The sequence below is a fragment of the Leifsonia sp. PS1209 genome, assembly GCF_012317045.1.
In the GTDB taxonomy this organism is placed as follows: domain Bacteria; phylum Actinomycetota; class Actinomycetes; order Actinomycetales; family Microbacteriaceae; genus Leifsonia.
The window spans coordinates 2,567,880-2,591,920 of sequence record NZ_CP051154.1 but is presented as its reverse complement, the minus strand read 5'-3'; the positions used below and the strand labels follow the sequence as shown (position 1 = coordinate 2,591,920).

Sequence of the window (24,041 nt, the reverse complement as noted above, 5' to 3'; positions counted from 1 at the left end):
GGCGGGTCAGTCGGTCAGGTCGGCGGTCGTGACCGGCACCGTCGCCTTGTACGGATATGCGGGCATCGACGAGAACTCCTCGTCGTCGTCCAGTTCGTAGACGTCGTAGGCCAAGGCGCCGGCGAAGGTCGTCGCCACCCGGATCTCCCCGGGAGGGCAGCCTCCGATCAGCGGGACGACGACGACACTGTCGAGGGTCGCCCCGTCCTCGTAGAGGAGGGCCGCTTTGATGGTTCGCGTGAGAGCGTCCATGTCGCGGAGCATACGTCCGCCCGGGCGCCGACACGCGGAGAAACGCGCACGGAAGTGAAACAGCGATCCGACTTGACGAGGTGCCTCCCGGAGGCGAAAGTGGACCCCGGAGAGGAACTTAATTGGGAACACTGATCTACGACGGGACAGACAGCTTTACGTTCGACGATCGCGTGCTCGCACACCTGCAGGCAGTGATAGCGACCAAACTGCGCCGCCGCGAAGGGTTCCTTCTGCTGTGGGTGGACCGGTCAGGGGTCGACGGCAGCCTGCGATCCATCTGGCTCGACCCGTCGATCAGCATCCAGTTCGCGTTCACGCACACGCAGCTGCCCGAGCTGAACCGTGAGTGGCTGACCATTCTCACGGAGCGCGCGAACAGCAACTCCGGTCTCCTGCTCGAAGACGAGCTGCGGGCCGAGATCCGTCAGGAGGTGCCGGAGGGCACATACCGGGCGGCGCGTTCGAAACGATCGGAGTGACCGGATGGGCACGCTGATCTACGGCCACGGCCAGGAGTTCGAGTTCGACGACCGCGTGCTCTCGCACGTGAAGATCGCGCTCGTCACCAAGCTGCGCAGGCACGAGAGCTTCCTGCTCAACTGGGAGATCCCGCCGGAGCAGGGCGGCGGCAGGATCAGCCTCTGGATCAGCCGCGAGATCCCGATGGCGTTCGTCTTCGCCGGCAGCAGGCCGCCCACATTGAACGAACAGTGGATGGAAGCGCTGCTGCAGTCGAGCCAGCGCACCGGCGGCATGGTCATCATGCCGGAGGAGCAGGCCGCCGCCCATCTGAACGCCCACGCGAGAGAGAGCTGACGCATGTCGTTCCAGGCATATCTCGACAACATCGAGGACAAGACCGGCAAGACGCCGCGCGAGTTCATCGCTCTGGCGCACGAGCACGGCTTCGGCGAGGACACCAAGGCCGGACCGATCCTGGAGTGGCTGAAGACCGACTTCGACCTGGGTCGCGGGCACGGGATGGCGCTGGTGCACGTCATCACCAAGGGTCCGAAGATCGACGCGAAGTTCGTCGGGGTGGACACCGCCCACCGGGACGAGTCCGACACGCTCTGGCTGGACGGCAAGGCGAGCAAACCGGCTTAGTGCCGGCGTTCGCCGCTGCTCAGTTCAGCAGGGCGATCTTCCCGCCGGGGTGCCCGTCCTTCAGGAACGTCAGCGCCTCGATCGCCTCGGCGAGCGGGTATGTGCGCGCCACGGGCACCTGCAGGCGTCCGCTCCCGGCGAGGGCGAGCAGGTCGGCTCGCACGCTGTCCCGGTATGCGGCACTCTCCGGCTGGGCGCCGTTGATGGCGTGGAAGCCCTCCTCGGCCGCGCGGGCGGCGGCGACGATGGTGACGATGCGGTTGCGGTCGGCCACGAGTTCGAGAGACACGTCGATGGCCTCATCGGTGCCGACGCAGTCGAGGGCGGCCCGGATGTGCCCGTGACCGGCCTCGCGTGCCCGGTCCAGCAGTCCGGGACCGTAGGCGGTGGGTGTGCCGCCGAACCGGCGGACCTCGGCGAATCTGGCCTCGCTCGCCGTTCCGATCACATGCACGTCGAGCTCGGCGGCCTGCTGCAGCACACTCACCCCGACGGCACCGGATGCGCCGTGCACGATGATCGTCTCCCCGGCACGCACGCCGACGGTGTGCAGCATCTGCGATGCGGTCGAACCGGCGAGCAGCAGGTTCGCCGCCGCAGGATCGTCGAGCCGCGGCGGCTTCGCGAACACGTCGGCCGCCGGCACGATCACCTCGGTGGCGTATCCGCCCGCGATGCGGAAGGCGACCACGGCATCCCCGACGGCCCCTCCTCCCGACGCGATCTCGGTGTCCGGGCCGACCGCGGACAGCACGCCCGCCACCTCGTAGCCGACGGGGGCCGGAAGCTCCAGGCCGGGTCGAGGCGCGGAAACGTGCTTGTAGTCTGCGGGGTTCACGCCGGCCGCGGTCACCCGGATCGTCACCTCACCCGGCCCGGGTTGCGGGAGTTCCACCTCCTGGAACTCCCAGCCGTCCAGTCCGCCCCAGCGTGTCGCCACCCAACGTCGTGCCATAGCCATATCCAATTCCCCCGACCTGAACGCCGGCTCAGGACACGCGACCGGAATGCTGAGCGCGGCGCGCCGCCCTCGTCGGTGCGAGCCGCAGCATCTGCGCTGTCGAACTGTCGTCGAGTTCGACCAGCGTGCTGCGCGATTTGATGAAATCGCTGAACGACCGGAACCCGAGCGACTTCTCGCTGAACGACGGGTCCATTCGCTTCATCTGGCCCTTCACCGTCGAGCTGTGCAGCCACTCGGCGTCGTCCTTCTCGTGGCCGAGCTGCATGGCGCGGGCGAGCAGCCGGGTGGCGACGAGCTGCGGGTCCTCCCGCTCCTCCTCGACCGGCTCCTCCGGGGCCGGCTCAGCGACGGGCTCCGGAGCGGGCTCCTGCGCGGCCGCCTTGGTGGACCGGCGCCGCTTCGGGGCTGCGGGCTCGGTTGCCGCGTCGGTCACGGTGGCCGTGTCGGCCGCGGAAGCCTTCGAGGCCGCACTCCCCACGGCGACCGGCTCGACGACGGATGCGGCGCGCCCGGCCGCGGGAGGCGCATCCGGAGCTGTCACCTCGACGGACTCCGCGTCCTCATCCCGGGCAACCCCCGGCAAATCGTCGTACGTCACGAAGTCGTCGCAGGCCGCGGCGAGCGACTTGCTGGTCGACCCGGCGACGCCGATGCCGATCACGTACCGGCCGAGGCGCTTGCAGCGCTGGGCGAGCGCGATGTAGTCGGAGTCTCCCGCCACGATCACCACGTGCGTGAGGTCGGGCAGGCGGAACAGGTCTTCGACCGCATCCACGGCCAGCCGGATGTCCGCGCCGTTCTTCGCGTACGCGGCGGCGGGGAACAGCTGCACGAGGTCGACGGCGCGGCCGACCAGCTGCCCGCGGTAGTCGGCGTTGACCGCTGCCGACCAGTCCGCGTATGCGCGGGTGAGCACCAGCGTGCCGAACGACGAGGCGAAGTCGATCACCGCGCCGATGTCGACGGTCGCCTCAGCGAGTTTCGCGGTGAAGGTGGGGTCGGTCTTGCCGGCCGCCTTCTGTCTGTCGCGCATGAACTGGCCGCGGCCGTGGACTTGGTCGTACCTCGAGATCACGATGTTGTCGAAGTCGATATACACGGCGACGCGGCCGTCTCCGGGTTCGGTCATGGCCCAACGATAACGCCGATCACTGGGCGTAGCGGTCGGCGACCGTCAGTGCGGCGTCGATCACGGCGAGTCCGCGCCGCAGGTCGTCCTCGCCGATCACCAGCGGAGGCGCGATGTGCATCCGGTTGAAGTGGATGAACGGCCACACCCCTTCCGCCTTGCAGGCGGCCGCCAGCTCGGCCATCGGGGCGGCGTCCGCTCCCGCGGCGTTGAACGGCACGAGCGGTTCCCTGGTCTCGCGGTCGCGCACCAGTTCGAGCGCCCAGAACAGCCCGCGCCCCCGCACCTCGCCGAGCGACGGGTGCGTGTCCAGCCAGCCCGTGACGGTCGGCTCGACCACGCGTTCGCCGAGATCGCGCACCCGCTCCAGGATGCCGTCGCGCTCGAACACCTCGAACGTCGCCACCCCGGCCGCGCAGGCCAGTGGATGCCCGGAGTACGTCAGCCCGCCCTGGAATGCCACGTCGTCGAAGAACTCCGCGATCCTGTCCGAGATGACCACGCCGCCGAGCGGCACGTACCCCGAGTTGACGCCCTTCGCGAAGGTGATCAGGTCGGGGACGACCCCGAACGCGTCCACCGCGAACCACTCGCCGATCCGGCCGAAACCGACCATCACCTCGTCGGCGATGTACACGATCCCGTAGCGGTCGCAGAGCGCGCGCACCCCGGCCAGGTAGCCGGGAGGGGGCACGAGCACGCCGTTGGTGCCCACGATGGTCTCGATGACGATGGCCGCGACGGTCGCAGCACCCTCGAGCACGATCACGCTCTCCAGGTGTTCGAGCGCGCGCTGCGTCTCCTCCTCCTGCGTGGTCGCGTGGAACGCCGACCGGTACAGGTACGGACCGAAGAAGTGGGCGACGGACGGGTCGCTCGGCTCGTTCGCCCAGCGCCGGGGGTCCCCGGTCAGCGCGATGGCCGCGCCGGTTCCGCCGTGGTACGAGCGGTACATCGACAGCACTTTGCGGCGACCGGTCACCCTGCGCGCCATCCGCACGGCGTACTCGTTCGCGTCCGCGCCGCCGTTGGTGAAGAACACGCTGTTCAGCGTGCCGGGCGCGACCTCGGCGATCCGCCTGGCCAGCTCGCCGCGCACGTCGTTCGCCATCGACGGCTGGATGGTCGCTAGCCGTCCTGCCTGCTCCTGGATGGCGCGCACCAGGTCCGGATGCTGGTGGCCGAGATTCAGGTTCACGAGCTGCGAGCTGAAATCGAGATAGGCGGTGCCGCGGTAGTCCCAGAACGTGGAGCCGTCGCCCGCTGCGACCGGCAGCGGGTCGATCTGTGCCTGGGCGCTCCACGAGTGGAAGACGTGGCCGCGGTCGTCGGAGCGCACCTGCGTCTCGGCCGCGCTGTCGCCGAAGGGATGCTCGACGCCGTGCCTGTCCAGGAATCCGGTGCGTGCGGTGGATGCGGTGGATGCGGTGGTGTCGGTCATGCTGTCCGTCCTGTTGGTGCTGGGGGTGCGGTCGGCGGGTGCGCCGGTCAGTGGTCCCCGGTGCGGGGTCGCCGGTGCGGGGTCGCCGGTCAGGAGTTGCCGGGGAAGGCGAGCTCGATCGTGGAGTGCAGCGGGTCGGGCCAGCGCGTGGTGACCACCTTGCTGCGGGTGTAGAAGTGGAACGACTCCGGCCCGTAGATGTGGGAGTCGCCGAACAGCGAGTCCTTCCAGCCGCCGAACGAGTACGCACCGACCGGAACCGGGATCGGGACGTTGATCCCGACCATGCCCACCTCCACGTCGAACTCGAACTGCCTGGCCGCCCCGCCGTCGCGGGTGAACAGGGCGACGCCGTTGCCGTACCGGTTGCTGTTGACCAGCGCGACGGCGTCCTCGTACGTGGCGACGCGCACGACGGAGAGCACCGGGCCGAAGATCTCGTCGGTGTAGACGCGCATCCCGGTGCCGACGTGGTCGATCAGGCTGACGCCGATGAAGAAGCCGTCGCCGTCGAACTGCTTCGCGGTGCCGTCGACCACCACGGTCGCGCCCTCCGCCTCCGCTCCGGCCACGTAGGAGGCGACCTTGTCGCGGTGCTCGGCGGTGATCAGCGGGCCCATCTCGCTGGCGGCGTCCGTGCCGTCGCCGATCGCCAGCGCGTCGAGCCTGCCGGCGATGGCGGGCACCAGCCGGTCGCCGACGTCGCCGACCGCGACCAGCACGCTGACCGCCATGCAGCGCTCTCCGGCCGATCCGTATGCCGCGGAGACGGCGGCATCCGCTGCCGCGTCGATGTCGGCGTCGGCCAGCACCACCATGTGGTTCTTCGCGCCGCCGAGCGCCTGCACCCGCTTGCCGTTCGCGCTCGCGCGCTGGTAGATCGAGCGGGCGATCGGCGTGGAGCCGACGAAGCTGACCGCATCCACGTCCGGGCTGTCCAGGATGGTGTCGACCGCGACCTTGTCGCCGTGCACCACGTTGAGCACCCCGGCGGGCAGGCCGGCCTCCAGGAACAGCCTGGCCAGGAAAACCGACGCGCTCGGGTCCTTCTCGCTCGGCTTGAGGACGACGGTGTTGCCGCAGGCGATGGCGCTCGCGACCATCCAGAGCGGCACCATCACCGGGAAGTTGAACGGCGTGATGCAGCCGACCACGCCGACGGGCTGCTTGACGCTGTGCACGTCGACGCCCGTGGACACCTGCTGGCTGAACTCGCCCTTCAGCTGCGCGATGAGCCCGGAGGCGAACTCCACGTTCTCGAGCCCGCGACCGATCTCGCCGGCGGCGTCGGACAGCACCTTGCCGTGCTCGCTCGTGACGATGGCGGCGAGCTCGGCGGAGCGCTCGGTGAGCAGGTGGCGCAGCCGGAACAGCACGTCGGCACGCTTGGTGAGGCTGGTCGCCCGCCAGCCGGGGAGGGCCGAGCGGGCCGCGGCGATGGCGGCCTCGACGTCGGCGACGCTGCCGAGCACGACCTCGTGCTGCCGTTCGCCGGTCGCCGGGTTGAACACCGGGCCGGTGCGGACGAGCTCGCCGTGCTCGACGCCGTCGATGAGGTGACGGATGAGGGCCACAGGCATTCTCCTTCGGAACGCTCCGGACGAACTGCCCGGAGGAAAACAGTAGGCTTGCATCCCAATGCTGACAGAGAAAGAAGCGGGTGGACGATGCCAGATCGTCGGAGCTTGACGGCGGGCGAGACAGATCGTCCGGAAGCCGTCTCGTCGGCCGTGCTGCCGACCATCCGGGAGATCCTGCGCTTCGACGATGTGGCCCGCGCCCTGCCGGAGGTGCTGTCCGGGGAGGACGGCCTCGACCGCCCGGTGCGCTGGGTGCACGTCTCCGAGACGGCCGAGAGCGCGCGGCTGGTCAGTGGGGGCGAACTGCTCCTCTCGACGGGTGCGGGCTGGCCGACGGACGACGACGCGCTGCTGGCGCTCGCCGCCGGACTCGCGGAGGGCGGCATCGCCGGCCTGGTGCTCGAACTGAGCGACAGGATGCCGCAGCCGCCCGTCGCCATCGTCGACGGCTTCCGCGCCTCGGGGATGCCGTTCATCGTGCTGCACAGGGAGGTGCGGTTCATCGCGATCACCGAGGCCGTGCACTCCCGCATCATCGCCGACCAGATGGTCGCCCTGCGCGCCAGGGACGAGATCCACGCCCTCTTCACCGAGCTGAGCCTGCGTGGCAGCCCGGCCGACTTCATCGTCGCGGAGGCGGCGAGGGCGCTGGGCGCCGCGGTCGTGCTCGAAGACCTCAACCACCGCGTCATCGCGGCGTCCGGGGTGGACGCCGCCGCGGTCGTGCTCGCCGACTGGGAGCAGCGCTCCCGCCGAGCCCACCGCGGCGCGGGCGACGAACGCTGGCTGATCACCCCGATCGAGGCGCGCGGGATGCGCTGGGGCCACCTCATCGCGCTCCCCGGCCTCCCGCATCCGGCCGGACGCTCCAACGTGCTCGAACAGGCGGCGGTCGCGCTCGCCCTCAGCAGGCTCGCCGACCGGGATGCGGACGAGTGGACCAGACAGAGCCACGACCGCCTCCTCGGCGCGCTGCTCGGCCGCCGCTTCGCCAGCGAGAGCGGCCTGGTGGCGCGCTTCGAGGCGTCCGGGCTGCCCGTGGCGGGGCGGGTGCTGAGCGGGGCGGTCGTGGGGGTTGGTGGTGGTGCGGGTGTGGGTGGTTCGGGCGGTTCGCAGGGCTCCGGGCGTCCCGGCCGTCTCGACGCTGCAGCGCTCGCGGATGCTGCCCGGCAGGCGGCGCGCGGCCAGGGGCTCGACGTGCTCGTCGCGCAGCATCCGGAGCGCACAGAGGTGATGCTCGTGCTCGCCGTGTCGTCGCGCGCGGAGCGGCCGGTGACGGACGCCGCTCTCACCGCCGTCGCTCAGGCGATCGGCCGGGCGGTCGGTGGGGCGGCGGGCGATGGATCGGCAGGCGATGGGGCGGCCGTGACCGTGGCTCTCGGGTCGCAGGCTCCGGGCATCCCGGGCCTGCTGGCGTCGATCGCGGAGGCCGGGCAGCTGATCGCTCGCGCCGACGGCAGGCGCTCCCGCGGCGTGACGATCCTGCGCGCGGAGCACCGACCGCTCCTCCGACTCGTCACCACGCTCGGCGCGGATCCCCGCATGCAGGAGCACAGCGAGCTGATGCTGCGGCCCCTCATCGACTTCGACCTCGCCAACGGCGGCGACCTGCTCGACGTGCTCCGCGCGTACGCCGCCCACCCGGGCAACCGCACCAGGGCGGCCGCGGCCAGCCACCTGTCGCGTTCGGTCTTCTACCAGCGCATCGCCCTCATCGAGGACCTGCTCGGGATGGATCTCGACGACGGCGAGACCCTGTCCGCCCTGCACGCGGCCCTCCTGGCGCGCAGCGCGCGCGGCTGACGGCGCGGGTCAGCTGTCGAAGCCGAGCCCGACCGCATCCAGCCCCTTCAGGAACAGATTGCGTCGGCCGTCTGCGTGGTCGGCGCGGTCGAGCGACCACCTGGTCAGGTTGATGCCGATGGAGGCCGCGGGCTCCGGCGGGAACGGCAGCGGGCGGCTGCGCACCATCTCCAGTTCGGTGCGTTCCGTGGTGCGCCCGGCGAGCAGGTCCAGCATCACCCGTGCGCCGAAGTGCGTCGCCGCCACTCCGAGCCCGGTGTACCCGGTCGCGTACGCCACCTTCCCGCCGCGGGCCGTGCCGAAGAACGCGCAGAACCGGCTGCAGGTGTCGATCGCGCCCGCCCAGCGGTGGCTGAACCGGAGCCCGTCGAGCTGCGGGAACGTCGTGAAGAAATGGCTGGCCAGCCGCGCGAACGTCTCCGGCCTGTTCTTGTAGCGCTCGCGCACGCGACCGCCGTAGTGGTAGATCGCGTCGTAGCCGCCGAACAGGATGCGGTTGTCCTGCGACAGCCGGTAGTAGTGGAACTGGTTCGCCGAGTCGCCGATGCCCTGCCTGCCCGACCAGCCGATGGAGGCGAGTTGCGCATCCGTCAGCGGCTCGGTCATCAGCACGTAGTCGTACACGGGCACCGTCGCGAGCCTGTTCCGTTTCAGGAGGCTCGGGAACACGTTGGTGGCGAGCGCCGTACGCTCCGCCCTGACCACCCCGTGCGGGGTTTCGATCACCGTGCCGTCGCCGATGCTCAGCACCAGGCTGTGCTCGAACACCTCCACCCCGGCGTCGACGCAGGCCCGGGCGAGGGCCCTGGCGAGCTTCGCCGGATGCACGAGGGCCGAGTCGCGGGTGCGCAGCAGCCCGGCGAGGTAGGTGGGGGAGTGCACCTCGGCCCGCACGGCGTCGCCGTCGAGGAAACGGACGGTAGGAGTGCTGGAGGGGGAGGGTGCGTCCGCCGCTGCGTCGCCGTCCGCCGGCTCCGCTGCCGCCTCCCGCAGCCATTCCACCTGGTGCTGCTCCGTGGCCACGTCGATGGCGCCGTTGCGTTCGAACCCTGCGTCGAGGCCCAGCTCCGCGACGGTGGCCTCGATCTCGTCGAGGTTGCGCATCCCGAGCCGTTGCAGCTGGTCGAACTCGGCGGGGAACCTGCTGCGGCCGTTCTCCTCCCCGTGGGTGAGGCTCGCCTCGCAGAAGCCGCCGTTTCGTCCGGACGCCGCCCAGCCGATCCTGCGCGCTTCGAGCAGGACGACGCGCGCGGCCGGGTTCTCGCGCTTGGCGAGCAGCGCCGTCCACAGCCCGGAGTACCCGCCCCCGACCACCACGAGGTCGCAGCTGATGTCGCCGGTGAGCGTCGGGTACGCGTCGCCGGGCGCGTCCTCCGTCCAGAACACGGCCTGCCTGGTGCCGCTCAGCGCGTGCCGCACAGTGGATGCGTCCGGCCGGTTCCTCTCGAATACGGTGCTGCCCACGCCACTCGCCCTTTCCGCCGCCGGGTGACGGTCCCGGGGCTGATCCCGGTTCCGGTCCCCACATTCTCGCGGGCCGAGCGCGTCCCCACCACAGAACTCCGTCGCCTTCTCCACAGGTTTCCGGCCATTCCGTCCGACGAGATGCCACCAACTGTCACCGAAACCGCGGTTTTCGAGACAGTTACTGGCATCTCGTTGCGAGCTCGCGCCCGCCGCGCGCCGCCCGCGCGACCGCTCAGAGCGGAGCGAGCAGCGCCCCGCGGAGGTGCGGGCTGAGACCGGGCGGCACATCCACGTCGACCGCGAGGGCCTGGATGGCGCGGCTGAAGTAGTTGCGGGCCGACGCGGCGAGCGTGATGTCGACGATCTCCCTGTCGCTGAAGCCGAGGTCGCGCAGGCGCTGGCTGTCGGCGTCGGTCATCGCGTACGAGTCGCGGCTGACCCGCTCCGCGTATTCCATCATCCCCACCTCGGCCTCGGTGAGATCGGCGTCGTGGTAATCGCGGGCGATGCGGATCAGCTGGTCCTCCTCGATCAGCGGGAGGGTCTTGCGTCCGTGCGCCAGCCGGCAGTGCTCGGAGTGCGTGCCCTGCGCGGCAGCGAGCGTGACCAGTTCGAACCGGCGCGTGCCCAGCTGCGACACGATCGACCGGACCAGCTGCTCCCACGCCCGGTACGCCTCGGGATTCACCGCCATCGCACGCGTGTGCGACGCGACGTAGCCGAGGTCTGCTTCCTCTTTGGCGTAGATCGCGGCGACCTCCCCCTCCGCGTCCTCCGGTGCCGTCGTCGAGATGATGGACATGGCTTCCTCCTCCGTCGCAGAACCCCGCACTCCATGCTCGCACCGGCGCGACCGCACCGCTAGCGTGGGAAGGTGACCGAGGATGCCAGCTACCGCGACCCCCGTCTCGCCGCCCTGTACGACCGGATGAATCCGTTCGCGGCCGACACCGAGTTCTACCTGGCTTTCGCCGACGAGCATCCGGGGTCGCGCATCCTGGACATCGGCTGCGGCACCGGCCTGCTGACCGTCGAACTTGCGCGCCGCGGCCACCGGATGCTCGGAGCAGACCCCGCGGAGGCCATGCTCGACATCGCCCGCACCCGCGACGGCGGCGACCTGGTCGAGTGGCTGCGCGCGGAGGCGAGCGAGCTCCCGCCCGGCGACGCCGACCTGGCGATCATGACCGGACACGTCGCCCAGGTCTTCATCACGGACGACGCCTGGACGGATGCACTCGCCGCCGCCCACCGGGCGCTGCGGCCGGGTGGACTCCTCGTGTTCGAGAGCCGCGACCCGCAGGCGCAGGCCTGGCTGCGCTGGGGCGACGGCCGCGAGGTGCTCGACACCCCGGACGGCCCGGTGACGGCGTGGAACGAGGTCACCGGAGCCTCGGGCGGGGTGGTCGGTCTGGTGGGGCACTACGAGTGGGAGAACGGCGAGCACGTCACCGACGAGGGCGCGCTGCGCTTCCGCACCGAGGAGGAGCTGCGGGCGTCGCTGGTCGGCGCGGGCTTCGGGGTGCGCGCGGTCTACGGCGACTGGATGCGTGGCCCGGTCACCGACGCGACCACCGAGCTGATCGTGGTCGCCGACGCGCGCCCGGTGTAGCGAGCGCAGTCCGAAGACCCCGGCAGGCGCCGCGACCGGAGCCGATCGCCTCGCCCGCCGCGGCCCCGCGCACCGAGCGCAGCCGCTCACCCCGCCGCTTCGCCCACGCGGTACTCGATGATGGTGCGCAGCGTCTCCACCCCGAGCGGCTTCTCCGGCGCGAAGTGCAGGGTCGCTCCGCTGAGCGTGCCCTCGGCGAGCGTCCCGGCGAGGGCCGCCGCGGCCGACGGGCTCATCAGCAGCAGGCTGCACTCTTTCGCCGTGGCCGACAGGCCGATCAGGGCGCGGCCGCGGTGCCGGAAGATCGGCACCCGGTAGCTGATCACCTGCTCCGTGTCCGGCAGCACCTCGACGATGCGGTCGCGCACCGTGCGCAGCGCCGACGAGAAGGGTTCGCCGATCCGGTCGAGGTATTCGTCGACCGTGTCTGCGTCGACTCCGCGTGCCATGCCTGCCTCCTGTCCGGCCGCCGCGCGGTCAGTGCGCGACGTGCCCTTCCGGTGCGATCACGTCCGCCGGCTTGCGGATGAAGAAGGCGCCGACCACCGCGAACAGCGAGATGATCGCCGCGGCGAGGAACGCCATCCGGATGCCGCCCGCCGTGGCGGGGACGATGCTCGTGCCCGAGCTGACCAGCGAGGCCGTGTGCGCCGACATGATCGCGACGAGCAGGGCTGTTCCCGCTGCTCCCGCCACCTGCTGCACCGTGCCCACGATCGCGCTGCCGTGCGAGTACAGGTTCGGCGGCACCGCGCCGAGCCCTGCCGTGAACAGCGGCGTGAACATGAGGGCGAGTCCGATGCTCAGCGTGACGTGCCCGGCCAGGACGAGGTACTGCGAGGTGTGCTCGGTGATGAGCGTGAATCCCCAGAGCGCCAGGCTGACCAGGATCGCGCCGGGCACGACCAGCACGCGCGGCCCGAACCGGTCGTACACGCGGCCGACGAACGGCGCGAGCAGCCCCATGACGAGACCGCCCGGGAGGAGCAGCAGACCGGTCGCGAGTGTGTCGAGGCCGAGGACGTGCTGCAGGTAGAGCGGGAGCACAATGATGACGCCGAACATCGCCGCCGTGCTGATCGCCATCAGCGCGATCGACACCGTGAAGATCGGCGACCGGAACGTGCGCAGGTCGAGCAGTGCGCTGTCGCGGCGCTGCAGGATGAGCTGGCGCAGGATGAACGCGGTCAGGGCGACCACGCCGACCGCCAGCGACACCCACATCACCGCTGGCGAGCTGCCGGGGCCGGATGCGCCGGTCTGGCTGAGACCGTAGAGCAGCCCGCCGAACCCGAACGCCGACAGGATGACGGAGAGTACGTCGACCTTGACCTTCTGCGGGTCGGTGACGTTCTCGACGAACTTGATGCCGATGAGCAGCATGACCACGGCGATCGGCAGCACGATCAGGAAGATCCAGCGCCAGTCGAGGTAGTTGAGGATGAAGCCGGAGATGGTCGGGCCGATGGCGGGCGCGACGGAGATCACGATCGAGACGTTGCCCATCGTGCGGCCGCGCTTGTTCGGCGGCACGAGCGTCATCAGGGTGGTCATCAGCAGCGGGATCATGATGGCCGTGCCGGACGCCTGGATGACGCGCGCGACGACGAGCAGCCCGAAGCCGGGCGCCAGGGCGGCCGACAGCGTTCCCAGCGAGAACAGGCTCATCGCGGCGATGAAGATGCTGCGCGTGCTGAACCGCTGCAGCAGGAAGCCGGTGATCGGGATGACGACGGCCATCGTCAGCATGAACGCCGTGGACAGCCACTGGGCCGCGAGCGCGTCGATCCGCAGGTCGTCCATCAGCTTCGGGATGGCGACCGACATGATCGTCTCGTTGAGGATGACGACGAACGTGGCGGAGAGCAGCAGCCAGATCACCCGATTGTTGCGCTTGGTGTGATCGGGCGCCGCAGCGACGCCGGCACCGGCCGTTCCTCCCGTCGAGACGTCGGCGGCGGATCCGGCGACCGCGAGGTCGTCGAAGGCGGGGTCGGCGAGCGCCTCGGGCGCGGGCGGGGTGTTCTCAGTCACGGGTTCGAGCGTAGCGACGGCCACCGACATGCGGGGTGTCGGCCGTGTTAACGTTTCCGGCGTTCACTCTGCGCGTAATCGATGCGTTCGCATCGGCGGATCAGCGGCCGAGCGCCGCGACCTCTCTGACGGCGTCCCCGACGGCCGCGGCCACCCCGGCGAGCTGGTCGACGTCGACCTCCGGACCCCAGGAGAACCGCACGGCCGTGCGGGCGACGTCCTCCTCGTAGCCGAGCGCCAGCAGTACGTGCGACGCATCCTCGCTGCCCGCGGCGCACGCCGATCCGCTCGACGAGACGACACCGCGCCGTTCCAGTTCGAGCAGGATCGTCTCGCCGTTGCTGCCGGGGAAGACGAACGACGCCGTGCCGGGCAGCCGCGCCGATGGATGCCCGGTGAGCCGCGCATCCGGGAGCTCGGCCAGCACGGCGGCCACGAACGCATCCCGTGCGCGGGCGGCGGCAGCGGCCTGCGCCTCGCGGTTCGCCGCCGCGAGCCGCACCGCCGTCGCCAGCCCGACCGCACCGGCGACGTTCTCGGTGCCGGAGCGCTTGCCGCGCTCCTGCCCTCCTCCGTGCAGCACGGGTTCGATCGGGATGCGTCCGCGCACGAACAGCGCGCCGATCCCTTTCGGGGCGCCGAGCTTGTGGCCGGAGACGCTGAGCGCATCCACGCCGAGCGTCGTCACGTCGAGCGGCAGCCAGCCCGCCGCCTGCACGGCGTCGGTGTGGAACGGGATGCGCAGCTCGCGCGTCAGCGCGGTCAGCCGGGCGATCGGCTGGACGGTGCCGACCTCGTTGTTGGCGAGCATCACGCTGGCGAGGGTGGTGTCCGGGCGGAGCAGCGCGGCGAACGCGTCGACGTCGATCAGCCCGTCGCGGCCGACGGGCGCGTAGTCGACGCTGAAGCCGTGCTGCCTCACCAGGTAGTCCACGGAGGCGAGGACGGCCTCGTGCTCGATGGCGGTGGTCACGATGTGCCGCCCGCGCGGGGCGGCGAGCGCGATGCCTTTGATCGCGAGGTTGTCCGCCTCCGTGCCGCCCGAGGTGAAGACGACCTCCGAAGCGCGGCAGCCGAGCCACGCGGCCACCGTCGCCCGCGCATCGGCGAGGGCGCGCGCCGCTGACTCTCCGACGCCGTGGTGGCTCGACGGGTTGCCGAAGTCGCCGGTGAGATACGGCCACATCGCTTCGAGGACCTCGCGACGCACCGCCGAGGTGGCCGCCGCGTCGAGGTAGATCATGTCGCGTCCGGCTCCGCATCCAGCACGACGTCGAGCCCGAGATCGAGCGCGCGCACGCTGTGCGTCAGCGCGCCGACCGAGATGACGTCCACGCCGGTCTCCGCGACGCTGCGCACGGTGGAGAGGTTCACGTTGCCGCTCGCATCCACGATGGCCCGACCGGCGACCAGTGCGACCCCTTCGCGCAGCTGTTCCACGGTGAAGTTGTCGAGCATGATCGTGTCGACGCCCGCGGCGAGCACAGGCTCGATCTGGTCGATGCGGTCCACCTCGACCTCGAGGTGGGTGGTGTGCGAGAGCTGCGCGCGCACGGCCAGCAGCGCCTCCGTCACCGACAGCCCGGACTGCTCGGTGAGCACGGCGAGGTGGTTGTCCTTCGCCATTACCGCGTCGGACAGGGAGAACCGGTGGTTGTGGCCGCCGCCGCTGCGCACGGCGTGACGCTCGAAGGCGCGCAGTCCCGGCGTGGTCTTCCTGGTGTCGACGATGCGGGCGCCGGTGTGCGCGACCTCGGCGACGTAGGACGCCGTGAGGGTCGCGATCCCGCTCATCCTCTGCACGAAGTTGAGGGCGACCCGCTCCGCCTGCAGCACGGATCGTGCAGGCCCGGACACCGTGGCGAGCGTGTCCCCGGCCTGGAAGGCGTCGCCGTCCGCAACCGCGAGCTCCACCGCGATGCGCGGGTCGGTGATCGTCATCGCGGCAGTGAACACGGCGCCGCCGGAGAACGTCCCAGCCTCACGAGCGGCCAGCCGGGCCGTGGCATATGCCGTCTCGGGAATGAGCAGAGCCGAGGTGAGATCGCCCCACGGCGCGTCCTCGACGAGGGCGGCCCGCACGACGGTCTGGATGGTCTGGTCGGTCAGCATGGAACGGTCACCTCGGTGTCGATCAGGGCAGTGGCGAAAGCGGAGTGGGCGGTGTGCGCGGCGTGCTCGGTGCGCACGGTGTGCCGCGCGTCCGCCGACGGCGCGGGGAAGTCGGAGCGGAAGTGCGCGCCGCGCGACTCCTCCCGGCCGAGCGCCGACGAGACGACGAGCCTGGCCAGGTCGAGCAGGTTGGCGTCCTCGCGCTCGGCCCGCGTGCGGTGCGTCCCGGATGCGCGCCACCCGGCGAGCACGCCGAGCGCCGCATCCAGTCGCTCCCTGTCGCGGTGCACGCCCGCGGTATCCCAGAGAAGCGCCTGCAGCCGCGCGCGGTCCACCGGCACGGCATCCGGTCGTTCGGCCCGCTCTCCGGCCGTGGATGCGAGTGCCCCGTCCAGCCACGCCGGCGCCTCCGGCCACGCATCGCCGCGGTCGATCGCGGCGACGGCCCGGTGCGCGAACACCAGCCCTTCCAGCAGCGAGTTCGACGCCAGCCGGTTGGCGCCGTGCGCTCCCGTGCAGGCCACCTCGCCGACCGCGTACAGCCCGGGCAGTGTGCTGCGCCCGCTCGTGTCCGTGGCGACCCCGCCCATCCAGTAGTGGGCCGCGGGCGTGACGGGCACGGGCTCGCGCGACCAGTCCAGGCCGGCCGCTCGGCAGGCGGCGTCGATGGTCGGGAAGCGCTTCGCCAGGAAGTCGGCGCCGAGCGCCGTCGCGTCGAGGACGACGGGACGCCCGCCCTGCGCGGCCATCTCGACAGCGATGCCCCGGGCAACCACGTCGCGCGGCGCGAGTTCCGCATCCGGATGCACGTCGAGCATGAACCGCTCGCCGCGCGCGTTCCGCAGCACCGCGCCCTCGCCGCGCACGGCCTCCGACACCAGGAACGAGCCGGGGATCGCGAGCGCTGTCGGGTGGAACTGGTAGAACTCCAGGTCGGCGACGGCGGCACCCGCGCGCCACGCGGCGGCAACGCCGTCTCCGGTGGTGACCGCCGGGTTGGTGGTGTGCGCGTAGAGCTGTCCTGCCCCTCCGCTGGCCAGCACGACGGCGTCGGCGTCGAGCACCTCGATGGTGCCGTCGGCGAGCAGCAGTTCGACGCCGGTCACGGCGCCGTCCTGCACGATCAGGTCGCAGAGGAATGCCTGCTCCACGATCCGCGTTCCGGACGCCCGCACGGCGCGCACGAGCGCCCGCTCGATCTCCGCGCCGGTCGCGTCGCCGCCCGCGTGCAGGACGCGCGCGTTCGAGTGCGCGGCTTCGAGACCGCGGGCGAGGTCGCCGCCCGAGCGGTCGAAGGCGACGCCGAACGCGATCAGGTCGCGGATGCGGTCCGGACCCTCCGCGCAGAGCGCGACCACCGCATCCCGCACGTTCAGTCCTGCCCCGGCGCGCAGCGTGTCGGCGACGTGCGACTCGACGCTGTCGTCGGCGAAGTACGCTGCGGCGATCCCGCCCTGCGCGTACGCGGTGTTGCTCTCGGCGAGCTCGGCCTTCGTGACGAGCGTGACACTGTTGGTCCTGCTCGCCTCGACGGCGGCGACCAGCCCGGCGATGCCGCTGCCGACCACCACGACCCTGGTCATGTCAGGCCGCCATCGTGGTGTCCGGCCGCGCGGCGAGCATGCGCTCGAGCGCGACCCTGGCCGGCTCCGCCACATCCGGCGACACCTGGATGCGGTTCAGCACCTCGCCGCGCACCAGGCCTTCCAGCACCCAGGCCAGGTAGCCGGGGTGGATGCGGTACATGGTCGAGCAGGGGCACACGATCGAGTCGAGGCAGAAGATGGTGTGCTGCGGGAACTGCGCGGCCAGGCGCTGCACCAGGTTGATCTCGGTGCCGATGGCGAACGTCGACCCCGCCGGGGCCGCCGCGATGGCCTTGACGATGTAGTCGGTCGAGCCGTACTCGTCCGCGGCGTCGACGACCTCCATCGGGCATTCCGGGTGCACGATCACGCGCACGCCGGGGAACTCGGCCCTCGCGTGCTCGATCTGGCCGACGGTGAAGCGCTTGTGCACGGAGCAGAAGCCGTGCCAGAGGATGACACGCGCATCCTGCAGCGTGTCGACGTCGGTGCCGCCGAGCGGCTTGCGCGGGTTCCAGAGCGGCATCTGCTCGACGGGGACGCCCATCGCCTTGGCGGTGTTGCGGCCGAGGTGCTGGTCGGGGAAGAACAGCACGCGCTGCCCGCGCTCGAACGCCCAGGTCAGCACGGTCTCCGCGTTGGAGGAAGTGCAGACGATGCCGCCGTGCTCGCCGCAGAAGCCCTTGAGGGCGGCGGACGAGTTCATGTACGTGACCGGGATGACCGGCACGCGGCCGTCCGCATCCGGTTCGGTGCCGTACAGCTCTTCGAGCTGCTCCCAGCACTCGGTCACGGAGTCGATGTCCGCCATGTCCGCCATCGAGCATCCGGCAGCGAGGTTGGGCAGGATGACCGCCTGCTCCGGCCGCGAGATGATGTCGGCGGTCTCCGCCATGAAGTGCACGCCGCAGAAGACGATCGCCTCCGCCTCCGGCTTGGCCTTCGCGGCGTTGGCCAGCTGGAAGGAGTCGCCAACGAAATCGGCGTACTGCACGACCTCGTCGCGCTGGTAGAAGTGGCCGAGCGTCACGACCCTGTCGCCGAGTGTCGCCTTCGCGGCGAGGATGCGGTCGTGCAGTTCCTCCTTGGAGGCCGTGCGGTACTCCTCGGGCAGCTCGCCCTGGCGCGGCGCATCCACCGGGATGGGGTCGGCCATCGACGCGCCTGGACCGTACGACGGCGCGAGGGAGTCGAACGTCCAGGGGGCGTCGACGAGGTCGGGGGTGCAGGTCTCGCCGTTCAGCTCGCCGGTGGCGATGAGCTGGATTGTGGTGTCGACCGAGGCGATGGTGCTCATTCTTCTCTACTCTCGAACGGTACTGCTGCTGGTTGTGCGGCGAAGGGATGCTGCTGGCGGGGGAGTGGTCCGGCGTCGGCGAGGTCGATGGAGTCGTTGTACCGGTAGAGGCGCGGCGGCCGGTGCCGGGTGCCGGTGAGGTACTGGTCGGTGGCGACCACGGCGCCGGAGCCCTCGATGGTCCGGCGGAAGTTGGCGGGGTCGAGCGGGCGCCCCAGCACCGCCTCGTGCACCTCGCGCAACTGGGCGAGCGTGAACGTCTCGCCGAGGAAGGCGTGCGCGATGCGGGAGTACTCCATCTTGGTGCGCAGGCGCCAGAGGGCGTACTCGACGATGAGCTTGTGGTCGAAGGCGAGGCTCGGCAGGTCGTCGGCGGGGAACCAGCGCACGTTCTCCCCGACGCTCGCTCGTGCGGCCTCCTCGCTGCGCACCAGCGCCCAGTACACGATCGACACGACGCGCTCCGCCCCCGTCGACCGCGATGCGTCCCCGAACGCGTACAGCTGCTCCAGGTAGCGCGGGGTCAGCCCCGTCGTGTCGTTGAGGGTGCGCGCGGCGGCGAACGCGAGGTCCTCATCGCCGTGCAGGGGACCGCCCGGCAGCGCCCAGCACCCCTCGAACGGCTGGCGGACGCGGCGCACGAGCGGAAGCCACACGCTCGCGATGTCGCCCGTCTCCTCGTCGTTGCGGAGCGAGAAGATCACGGTGGAGACGGCGAGCATGGCGCTCACGCGCTGGTGGCTGTCGGCCATCCCGTCCTCCCTCCGCTGCGACGCACCTAAAGGTCACTGTGACACTAAGTGGTTGCGATCATCTTAGTGTCATGGTGACCAGAACCACAATCGGGTGTGGTCGGTTATGCTGAGCGGCAGCAGCACCACACAACAGAACACTGGGCCATCGAGGTCGATGCGGGAGAGCCGGAAGCGCTATGGCGCGGAATCGGCACCGAAGGAGCAATCCTCCCCGACAATCTCTCAGGTACGCGTACCGCATCGGACTGGCCACTCTGAAAAGCAGGGCGACGCCACAACCGCGCCCTCGCCCACGGTGAAAGCCGCGCGTCAGCGCGGTGAAACTCTCAGGCCGGATGACAGAGGGGGAGTTCTCACACGGATCGCGCTGCGGTCCGTGCCCAACTCCCGGCGACGGCCGGCGAATCGGAGAACTCATGACCTCGCACGACACAGACCGCCTCTCCCCGCTGCACGACGCCCACCAGGCGGCAGGAGCATCCTTCACGGACTTCGCCGGCTGGCAGATGCCCGTCCGGTACTCCAGCGACCTCGCCGAGCACCACGCCGTCCGGCAGGCTGCCGGTCTCTTCGACCTGTCCCACATGGCCGAGATCGTGGTCATCGGACCGGAGGCGGGGGCCGCGCTCGACTATGCGCTCGCCGGCAAGCTGTCCGCCGTCGCGATCGACCAGGCCAAGTACAGCCTGCTGCTGTCCCGCTCGGGCGGGATCGTCGACGACCTCGTCGTCTACCGCACCGGCGAAGACCGCTACATGGTGGTCGCCAACGCCTCCAACCGGCACCAGGTCGCCGAGGAGCTGCGCAGCCGCACGGCACCGTTCGACGCCGAGGTGTTCGACGAGAGCGACGACATCGCCCTCATCGCCGTGCAGGGACCGGCGGCGCTGTCCATCCTCACCGCCACTCCCGGCTTCGCCGTCGAAGGTGGGGCGCACGACGGAGACGACTTCGCCGCCCGCGTCGGCGCGCTCAAGTACTACTGGTCGCTCCCCGCGCTGTACGAGACGCATCCCGTGCTCGTCGCACGCACCGGATACACCGGGGAGGACGGCTTCGAGCTGTACCTCGCGCCGGACAACGCCCCGCAGCTGTGGGATGCGCTGCTCGAGGCCGGTGCGGAGCAGGGGCTCGTGCCCGCCGGGCTGGCCAGCCGTGACACCCTGCGCCTCGAAGCAGGCATGCCGCTCTACGGCCACGAGCTCGGCCTCGACATCTACCCCGCACAGGCCGGGCTCGGGCGCGTGGTCAACCTGGCGAAGGACACCGACTTCGTCGGACGCGCCGCCAGCGAGGACGGCCCGGACGCCGAGGCTCCGGTGCTCGTCGGCCTGATGGGGGAGGGGAAGCGGGCCGCCCGCGCCGGATACCCCGTCTACGCCACCAGCGCGGTGGACGGCGGCGACGAGGCCATCGGCGTCGTCACCTCCGGCGCCCTCTCTCCGACCATCGGCGTGCCCATTGCGATGGCGTACGTCGCCCCGCGCTTCGCACGGCCGGGAACAGAACTGCACGTCGACATCCGCGGCAACCGTCTCGGGTACACCGTCACCGCCCTCCCCTTCTACAGCAGAAAGAAGCACTAGTCATGGCCGCAGAACAGGACCTCAAATACACCGCCGAGCACGAGTGGCTCCTCGTCGACGGCGACACCGCGACGGTCGGCATCACCGCGTACGCGGCGGAGAAGCTGGGCGACGTGGTCTTCGTCGAGCTCCCTGCCGTCGGCAGCGAGGTGGCGGAGGGCAAGGTCGTCGGCGAGATCGAGTCGACCAAGTCGGTGGGCGAGCTGTTCGCGCCGGTCGACGGCACCGTCACCGAGATCAACGACGCGGTCGTGGATGCGCCCGAGCTCGTCAACAGCGACCCGTTCGGCGACGGCTGGCTCGTCAAGGTCGCCTTCACCACCCTTCCCACCCTCCTGAGCTACGACGAATACGCCGCCCTCACGGGCGAGTGAGGCACCCCCACTTCGATGACTGAACTCTTCCAGACGCGTCACATCGGCACCGGCGACGACGCGCAGCGCACCATGCTGTCCTCCATCGGCTACGAGACGGTCGCCGACCTGGTCACCGCCGCCGTGCCGGACACGATCAGGGTCGACCCCGGATACGAGTCGGTGCTGCCCGCAGCGGCCAGCGAGCGCGCCGCCCTCCGCGAACTGCGTGGCCTGGCCGCGCAGAACACGGTCAACACGTCGCTGATCGGCCTCGGGTACTACGGCACGATCACCCCGGCCGTGATCAAGCGCAACGTGCTGGAGAACCCGAGCTGGTACACGGCGTACACGCCGTACCAGCCGGAGATCTCGCAGGGCCGTCTGGAAGCCCTGATCAACTTCCAGACGATGGTCTCCGACCTCACCGGGCTCGACACCGCCAACGCGTCCATGCTGGACGAGGGCACCGCCGTCGTCGAAGGGATGCTGCTGGCCCGCCGCGCATCCAAGGCGAAGTCGTCGACGTTCGTCGTGGACGCCGACACCTTCCCGCAGACGCTCGCGCTGCTGCGCAACCGGGCGGACGCGGTCGGCATCGAGCTCGTCGTGCTCGACCTCGCGTCCACCCCGGCGGACGACGCCAGGCTCTCCGACGCATTCGGGCTGTTCGTGCAGTATCCGGGGGCGTCCGGCCGGGTCTGGGACCCGTCCGCCGTGTTCGCCGCCGCGAAGGCGGGCGGCGCGATCATCGTCGCCGCCGCCGACCTGCTCGCCCTCACCCAGCTGCGCTCGCCGGGCGAGCTGGGCGCGGACGTCGCCGTGGGCACCAGCCAGCGCTTCGGCGTCCCGATGGGCTTCGGCGGCCCGCACGCCGGCTACATGGCCGTGCGGTCCGGTCTGGAGCGCCAGCTGCCCGGCCGCCTCGTCGGGGTGTCCCAGGATGCGGTGGGCAAGCCCGCGTACCGGCTCACCCTGCAGACGCGCGAGCAGCACATCCGGCGCGAGAAGGCCACCTCGAACATCTGCACGGCACAGGTGCTGCTGGCGGTCATGGCCGCGATGTACGCGGTCTACCACGGCCCGCGTGGGCTGAAGGCGATCGGCCGGCGCGTTCACCTGACGGCCGCGACGGTCGCCGGTGTGCTCCGCGAGCGCGGCGTCGACGTGATCTCCGACTCGTTCTTCGACACCATCCAGGTGCGCGTCGCCGACGCGGCGGCCACGGTCGCCGCCGCCCACGAGCGCGGCATCCTGCTGCACGCCGCGGACGCGTCCACGGTGTCGATCAGCTTCGACGAGGAGACGGCGACGGACATCGCCGAGGGCTCGTCGCTCTACGCCGACCTGCTCGCCGTCCTCGGCGCGGGGGAGCGCACCGGCGGCGCGGACATCCGGATGGTTGGCGGCACCCCGTCGTTCGAGCCCTCGCTCATCCGGTCGAGCGCATACCTGACCCACCCGGTCTTCAACACCCACCACTCCGAGACCGCCATGATGCGGTACCTCAAGTACCTGGCCGACAAGGACTACGCGCTCGACCGCGGCATGATCCCGCTCGGCTCCTGCACGATGAAGCTCAACGCGGCGACCGAGATGGAGGCGGTGACCTGGCCGGAGTTCGCCGGGCTGCACCCGTACGCCCCCGCGGACGACGTGCGCGGCTCCCTCGCGCTGATCGACCAGCTGGAGACCTGGCTGGCCGACGTCACCGGATACGACTCCGTCTCGCTGCAGCCGAACGCCGGCAGCCAGGGCGAGCTGGCCGGGCTCCTCGCGATCCGCGGTTACCACCGCTCGCGCGGCGACCTCGCCCGCACGGTCTGCCTGATCCCGCAGAGCGCCCACGGCACCAACGCGGCGTCCGCTGTGCTCGCCGGGATGTCGGTCGTGGTCGTGGCCTGCGACGAGCTGGGCAACGTCGACCTCGACGACCTGCGCGCCAAGATCGCCGAGCACGCGGACACGCTCGCGGCGCTCATGATCACCTACCCGTCCACCCACGGCGTGTACGAGCACGAGGTCCTCGCGATCACGCAGGCCGTGCACGACGCCGGCGGCCAGGTCTACGTCGACGGCGCGAACCTCAACGCGCTGCTCGGCTACGCCAGGTTCGGCGACTTCGGCGGAGACGTCAGCCACCTCAACCTGCACAAGACGTTCTGCATCCCGCACGGCGGTGGCGGCCCCGGGGTCGGCCCCGTCGCGGCGAAGGCGCACCTCGCGCCGTTCCTGCCCGGCCACCCGCTGGCTCAGGATGCGACGCACGCTCTGTCGACGTCGAGTGGTGCCGGGGGAGACCGCGTCGAGCACGCGGGCGGCCCGGTGTCGAGCGCGCCGTACGGATCGCCGAGCATCCTGCCGATCAGCTGGGCATACGTGCGGATGATGGGCGCCGCCGGGCTCCGGGATGCGACAGGTGCGGCCGTCCTCGCCGCCAACTACGTCGCCGTCAAGCTGCGCGACGCCTTCCCGGTGCTCTACGCGGGCGACAACGGGCTGGTGGCGCACGAGTGCATCCTGGACCTGCGGCCGCTCACCGAGCAGACCGGCGTGACGGTCGACGACGTGGCGAAGCGCCTGATCGACTTCGGCTTCCACGCCCCGACGATGAGCTTCCCTGTCGCCGGCACCCTGATGATCGAGCCGACGGAGAGCGAAGACCTCGCGGAGCTCGACCGTTTCGTGACCGCGATGATCGCGATCCGCGCCGAGGCCGACGCCGTGGCGGCGGGGGACTGGCCGGTCGACGACAACCCGCTGCGCGGCGCCCCGCACACCGCGGAGTCCGTCATCTCCGGCGAGTGGACCCACCCGTACACGCGCGAGCAGGCCGTCTACCCCGTCCCCGGCATCGTGCGCGCCAAGTACTGGCCGCCCGTCCGCCGCATCGACCAGGCATACGGAGACCGCAACCTCTTCTGCGCCTGCCCGCCTCCCGAGGCCTTCGCCTGACGACC

General features: G+C 70.9%; 22 protein-coding genes and 1 riboswitch. Of the genes, 8 read left to right on the top strand and 14 right to left on the bottom strand.

What is annotated here, in order from left to right; genetic code table 11:
- Positions 1-6: 6 nt before the first annotated feature.
- A complete protein-coding gene (locus tag HF024_RS12350) occupies positions 7-252 on the bottom strand; it encodes a hypothetical protein (RefSeq protein WP_085371351.1) in 246 nt (81 codons plus the stop codon).
- 122 nt (positions 253-374) lie between these two features.
- On the opposite strand from HF024_RS12350, the gene HF024_RS12345 reads away from it, so the two are divergent.
- From HF024_RS12345 to HF024_RS12335, 3 genes are read left to right on the top strand one after another with little or no spacing between them, the layout of a single operon-like run.
- Entirely contained in the window at positions 375-734 is a 360-nt protein-coding gene (locus HF024_RS12345) for a hypothetical protein (protein ID WP_085371346.1), read from the top strand.
- Positions 735-738: 4 nt separating this feature from the next.
- Positions 739-1,071: a hypothetical protein gene (locus tag HF024_RS12340; RefSeq protein WP_168689726.1), complete on the top strand. Its 333-nt coding sequence runs from the start codon at positions 739-741 to the stop codon at positions 1,069-1,071.
- Between the two features lie 3 nt (positions 1,072-1,074).
- Positions 1,075-1,362 carry a DUF4287 domain-containing protein gene (locus HF024_RS12335; RefSeq protein WP_085371344.1) on the top strand — a complete coding sequence of 96 codons (288 nt, stop codon included), beginning with the start codon at positions 1,075-1,077 and terminating at the stop codon, positions 1,360-1,362.
- 19 nt (positions 1,363-1,381) lie between these two features.
- Here HF024_RS12335 and HF024_RS12330 read toward each other — a convergent pair whose 3' ends face one another.
- From HF024_RS12330 to HF024_RS12315, 4 genes are all read right to left on the bottom strand, one after another.
- The gene (locus tag HF024_RS12330) at positions 1,382-2,317 is read right to left on the bottom strand and encodes an NADP-dependent oxidoreductase (RefSeq protein WP_168689725.1); all 936 of its coding nucleotides are present in this window, start codon (positions 2,315-2,317) and stop codon (positions 1,382-1,384) included.
- Positions 2,318-2,351: 34 nt separating this feature from the next.
- Positions 2,352-3,455 carry an NYN domain-containing protein gene (locus HF024_RS12325; RefSeq protein WP_085371342.1) on the bottom strand — a complete coding sequence of 368 codons (1,104 nt, stop codon included), beginning with the start codon at positions 3,453-3,455 and terminating at the stop codon, positions 2,352-2,354.
- Between the two features lie 19 nt (positions 3,456-3,474).
- Positions 3,475-4,896, bottom strand: a complete 1,422-nt coding sequence (locus HF024_RS12320) for an aspartate aminotransferase family protein (protein WP_168689724.1) — start codon at positions 4,894-4,896, stop codon at positions 3,475-3,477.
- 89 nt (positions 4,897-4,985) lie between these two features.
- Positions 4,986-6,476 carry a CoA-acylating methylmalonate-semialdehyde dehydrogenase gene (locus tag HF024_RS12315; RefSeq protein ID WP_168689723.1) on the bottom strand — a complete coding sequence of 497 codons (1,491 nt, stop codon included), beginning with the start codon at positions 6,474-6,476 and terminating at the stop codon, positions 4,986-4,988.
- Between the two features lie 87 nt (positions 6,477-6,563).
- Between HF024_RS12315 and HF024_RS12310 the strand changes: the two genes are divergently transcribed.
- On the top strand, positions 6,564-8,279 hold the full coding sequence (locus tag HF024_RS12310) for a PucR family transcriptional regulator (protein ID WP_168689722.1): 1,716 nt from the start codon (positions 6,564-6,566) through the stop codon (positions 8,277-8,279).
- Positions 8,280-8,288: 9 nt separating this feature from the next.
- Here the strand turns inward: HF024_RS12310 and HF024_RS12305 are convergent, their stop codons facing one another.
- Positions 8,289-9,743, bottom strand: a complete 1,455-nt coding sequence (locus HF024_RS12305; RefSeq protein WP_210723947.1) for an FAD-dependent oxidoreductase — start codon at positions 9,741-9,743, stop codon at positions 8,289-8,291.
- A gap of 235 nt (positions 9,744-9,978) precedes the next feature.
- The gene (locus HF024_RS12300; RefSeq protein ID WP_085370482.1) at positions 9,979-10,548 is read right to left on the bottom strand and encodes a carboxymuconolactone decarboxylase; all 570 of its coding nucleotides are present in this window, start codon (positions 10,546-10,548) and stop codon (positions 9,979-9,981) included.
- A gap of 72 nt (positions 10,549-10,620) precedes the next feature.
- Here HF024_RS12300 and HF024_RS12295 point away from each other — a divergent pair, with 72 nt between their 5' ends.
- Positions 10,621-11,358, top strand: a complete 738-nt coding sequence (locus HF024_RS12295) for a class I SAM-dependent methyltransferase (RefSeq protein ID WP_210723946.1) — start codon at positions 10,621-10,623, stop codon at positions 11,356-11,358.
- Between the two features lie 86 nt (positions 11,359-11,444).
- On the opposite strand, the gene HF024_RS12290 is transcribed toward HF024_RS12295, so the two are convergent.
- The 7 genes from HF024_RS12290 to HF024_RS12260 form a co-directional block, all read right to left on the bottom strand.
- Positions 11,445-11,807 carry a DUF1801 domain-containing protein gene (locus HF024_RS12290; protein WP_168689720.1) on the bottom strand — a complete coding sequence of 121 codons (363 nt, stop codon included), beginning with the start codon at positions 11,805-11,807 and terminating at the stop codon, positions 11,445-11,447.
- A gap of 28 nt (positions 11,808-11,835) precedes the next feature.
- Positions 11,836-13,239, bottom strand: a complete 1,404-nt coding sequence (locus tag HF024_RS12285; protein ID WP_247597438.1) for an MDR family MFS transporter — start codon at positions 13,237-13,239, stop codon at positions 11,836-11,838.
- A gap of 253 nt (positions 13,240-13,492) precedes the next feature.
- Positions 13,493-14,635 (bottom strand): cysteine desulfurase family protein, encoded by a 1,143-nt coding sequence (locus HF024_RS12280; RefSeq protein WP_168689718.1) that lies wholly within the window; start codon positions 14,633-14,635, stop codon positions 13,493-13,495.
- A complete protein-coding gene (gene nadC / locus HF024_RS12275; protein ID WP_168689717.1) occupies positions 14,632-15,504 on the bottom strand; it encodes a carboxylating nicotinate-nucleotide diphosphorylase in 873 nt (290 codons plus the stop codon). Before nadC ends, HF024_RS12280 begins: the two co-directional genes overlap by 4 nt.
- Positions 15,498-17,087 (bottom strand): L-aspartate oxidase, encoded by a 1,590-nt coding sequence (nadB, locus tag HF024_RS12270; RefSeq protein WP_168689716.1) that lies wholly within the window; start codon positions 17,085-17,087, stop codon positions 15,498-15,500. Before nadB ends, nadC begins: the two co-directional genes overlap by 7 nt.
- A 1-nt stretch (position 17,088) precedes the next feature.
- Positions 17,089-18,387 (bottom strand): quinolinate synthase NadA, encoded by a 1,299-nt coding sequence (nadA, locus tag HF024_RS12265; RefSeq protein ID WP_085370473.1) that lies wholly within the window; start codon positions 18,385-18,387, stop codon positions 17,089-17,091.
- Positions 18,384-19,139 carry an NUDIX domain-containing protein gene (locus HF024_RS12260; protein WP_085370472.1) on the bottom strand — a complete coding sequence of 252 codons (756 nt, stop codon included), beginning with the start codon at positions 19,137-19,139 and terminating at the stop codon, positions 18,384-18,386. Before HF024_RS12260 ends, nadA begins: the two co-directional genes overlap by 4 nt.
- Before the next feature lie 150 nt (positions 19,140-19,289).
- A riboswitch (glycine riboswitch) is annotated at positions 19,290-19,390 on the top strand.
- A gap of 168 nt (positions 19,391-19,558) precedes the next feature.
- Between HF024_RS12260 and gcvT the strand changes: the two genes are divergently transcribed.
- The 3 genes from gcvT to gcvP are packed head-to-tail and all read left to right on the top strand — an operon-like array spanning position 19,559 to position 24,036.
- Entirely contained in the window at positions 19,559-20,728 is a 1,170-nt protein-coding gene (gene gcvT, locus HF024_RS12255; RefSeq protein WP_168689715.1) for a glycine cleavage system aminomethyltransferase GcvT, read from the top strand.
- Positions 20,729-20,730: 2 nt separating this feature from the next.
- On the top strand, positions 20,731-21,102 hold the full coding sequence (gcvH, locus tag HF024_RS12250) for a glycine cleavage system protein GcvH (RefSeq protein WP_085370470.1): 372 nt from the start codon (positions 20,731-20,733) through the stop codon (positions 21,100-21,102).
- A gap of 15 nt (positions 21,103-21,117) precedes the next feature.
- Complete coding sequence (gene gcvP / locus HF024_RS12245) at positions 21,118-24,036, top strand: aminomethyl-transferring glycine dehydrogenase (protein WP_168689714.1); 2,919 nt, start codon at positions 21,118-21,120, stop codon at positions 24,034-24,036.
- Positions 24,037-24,041 lie beyond the last annotated feature (5 nt).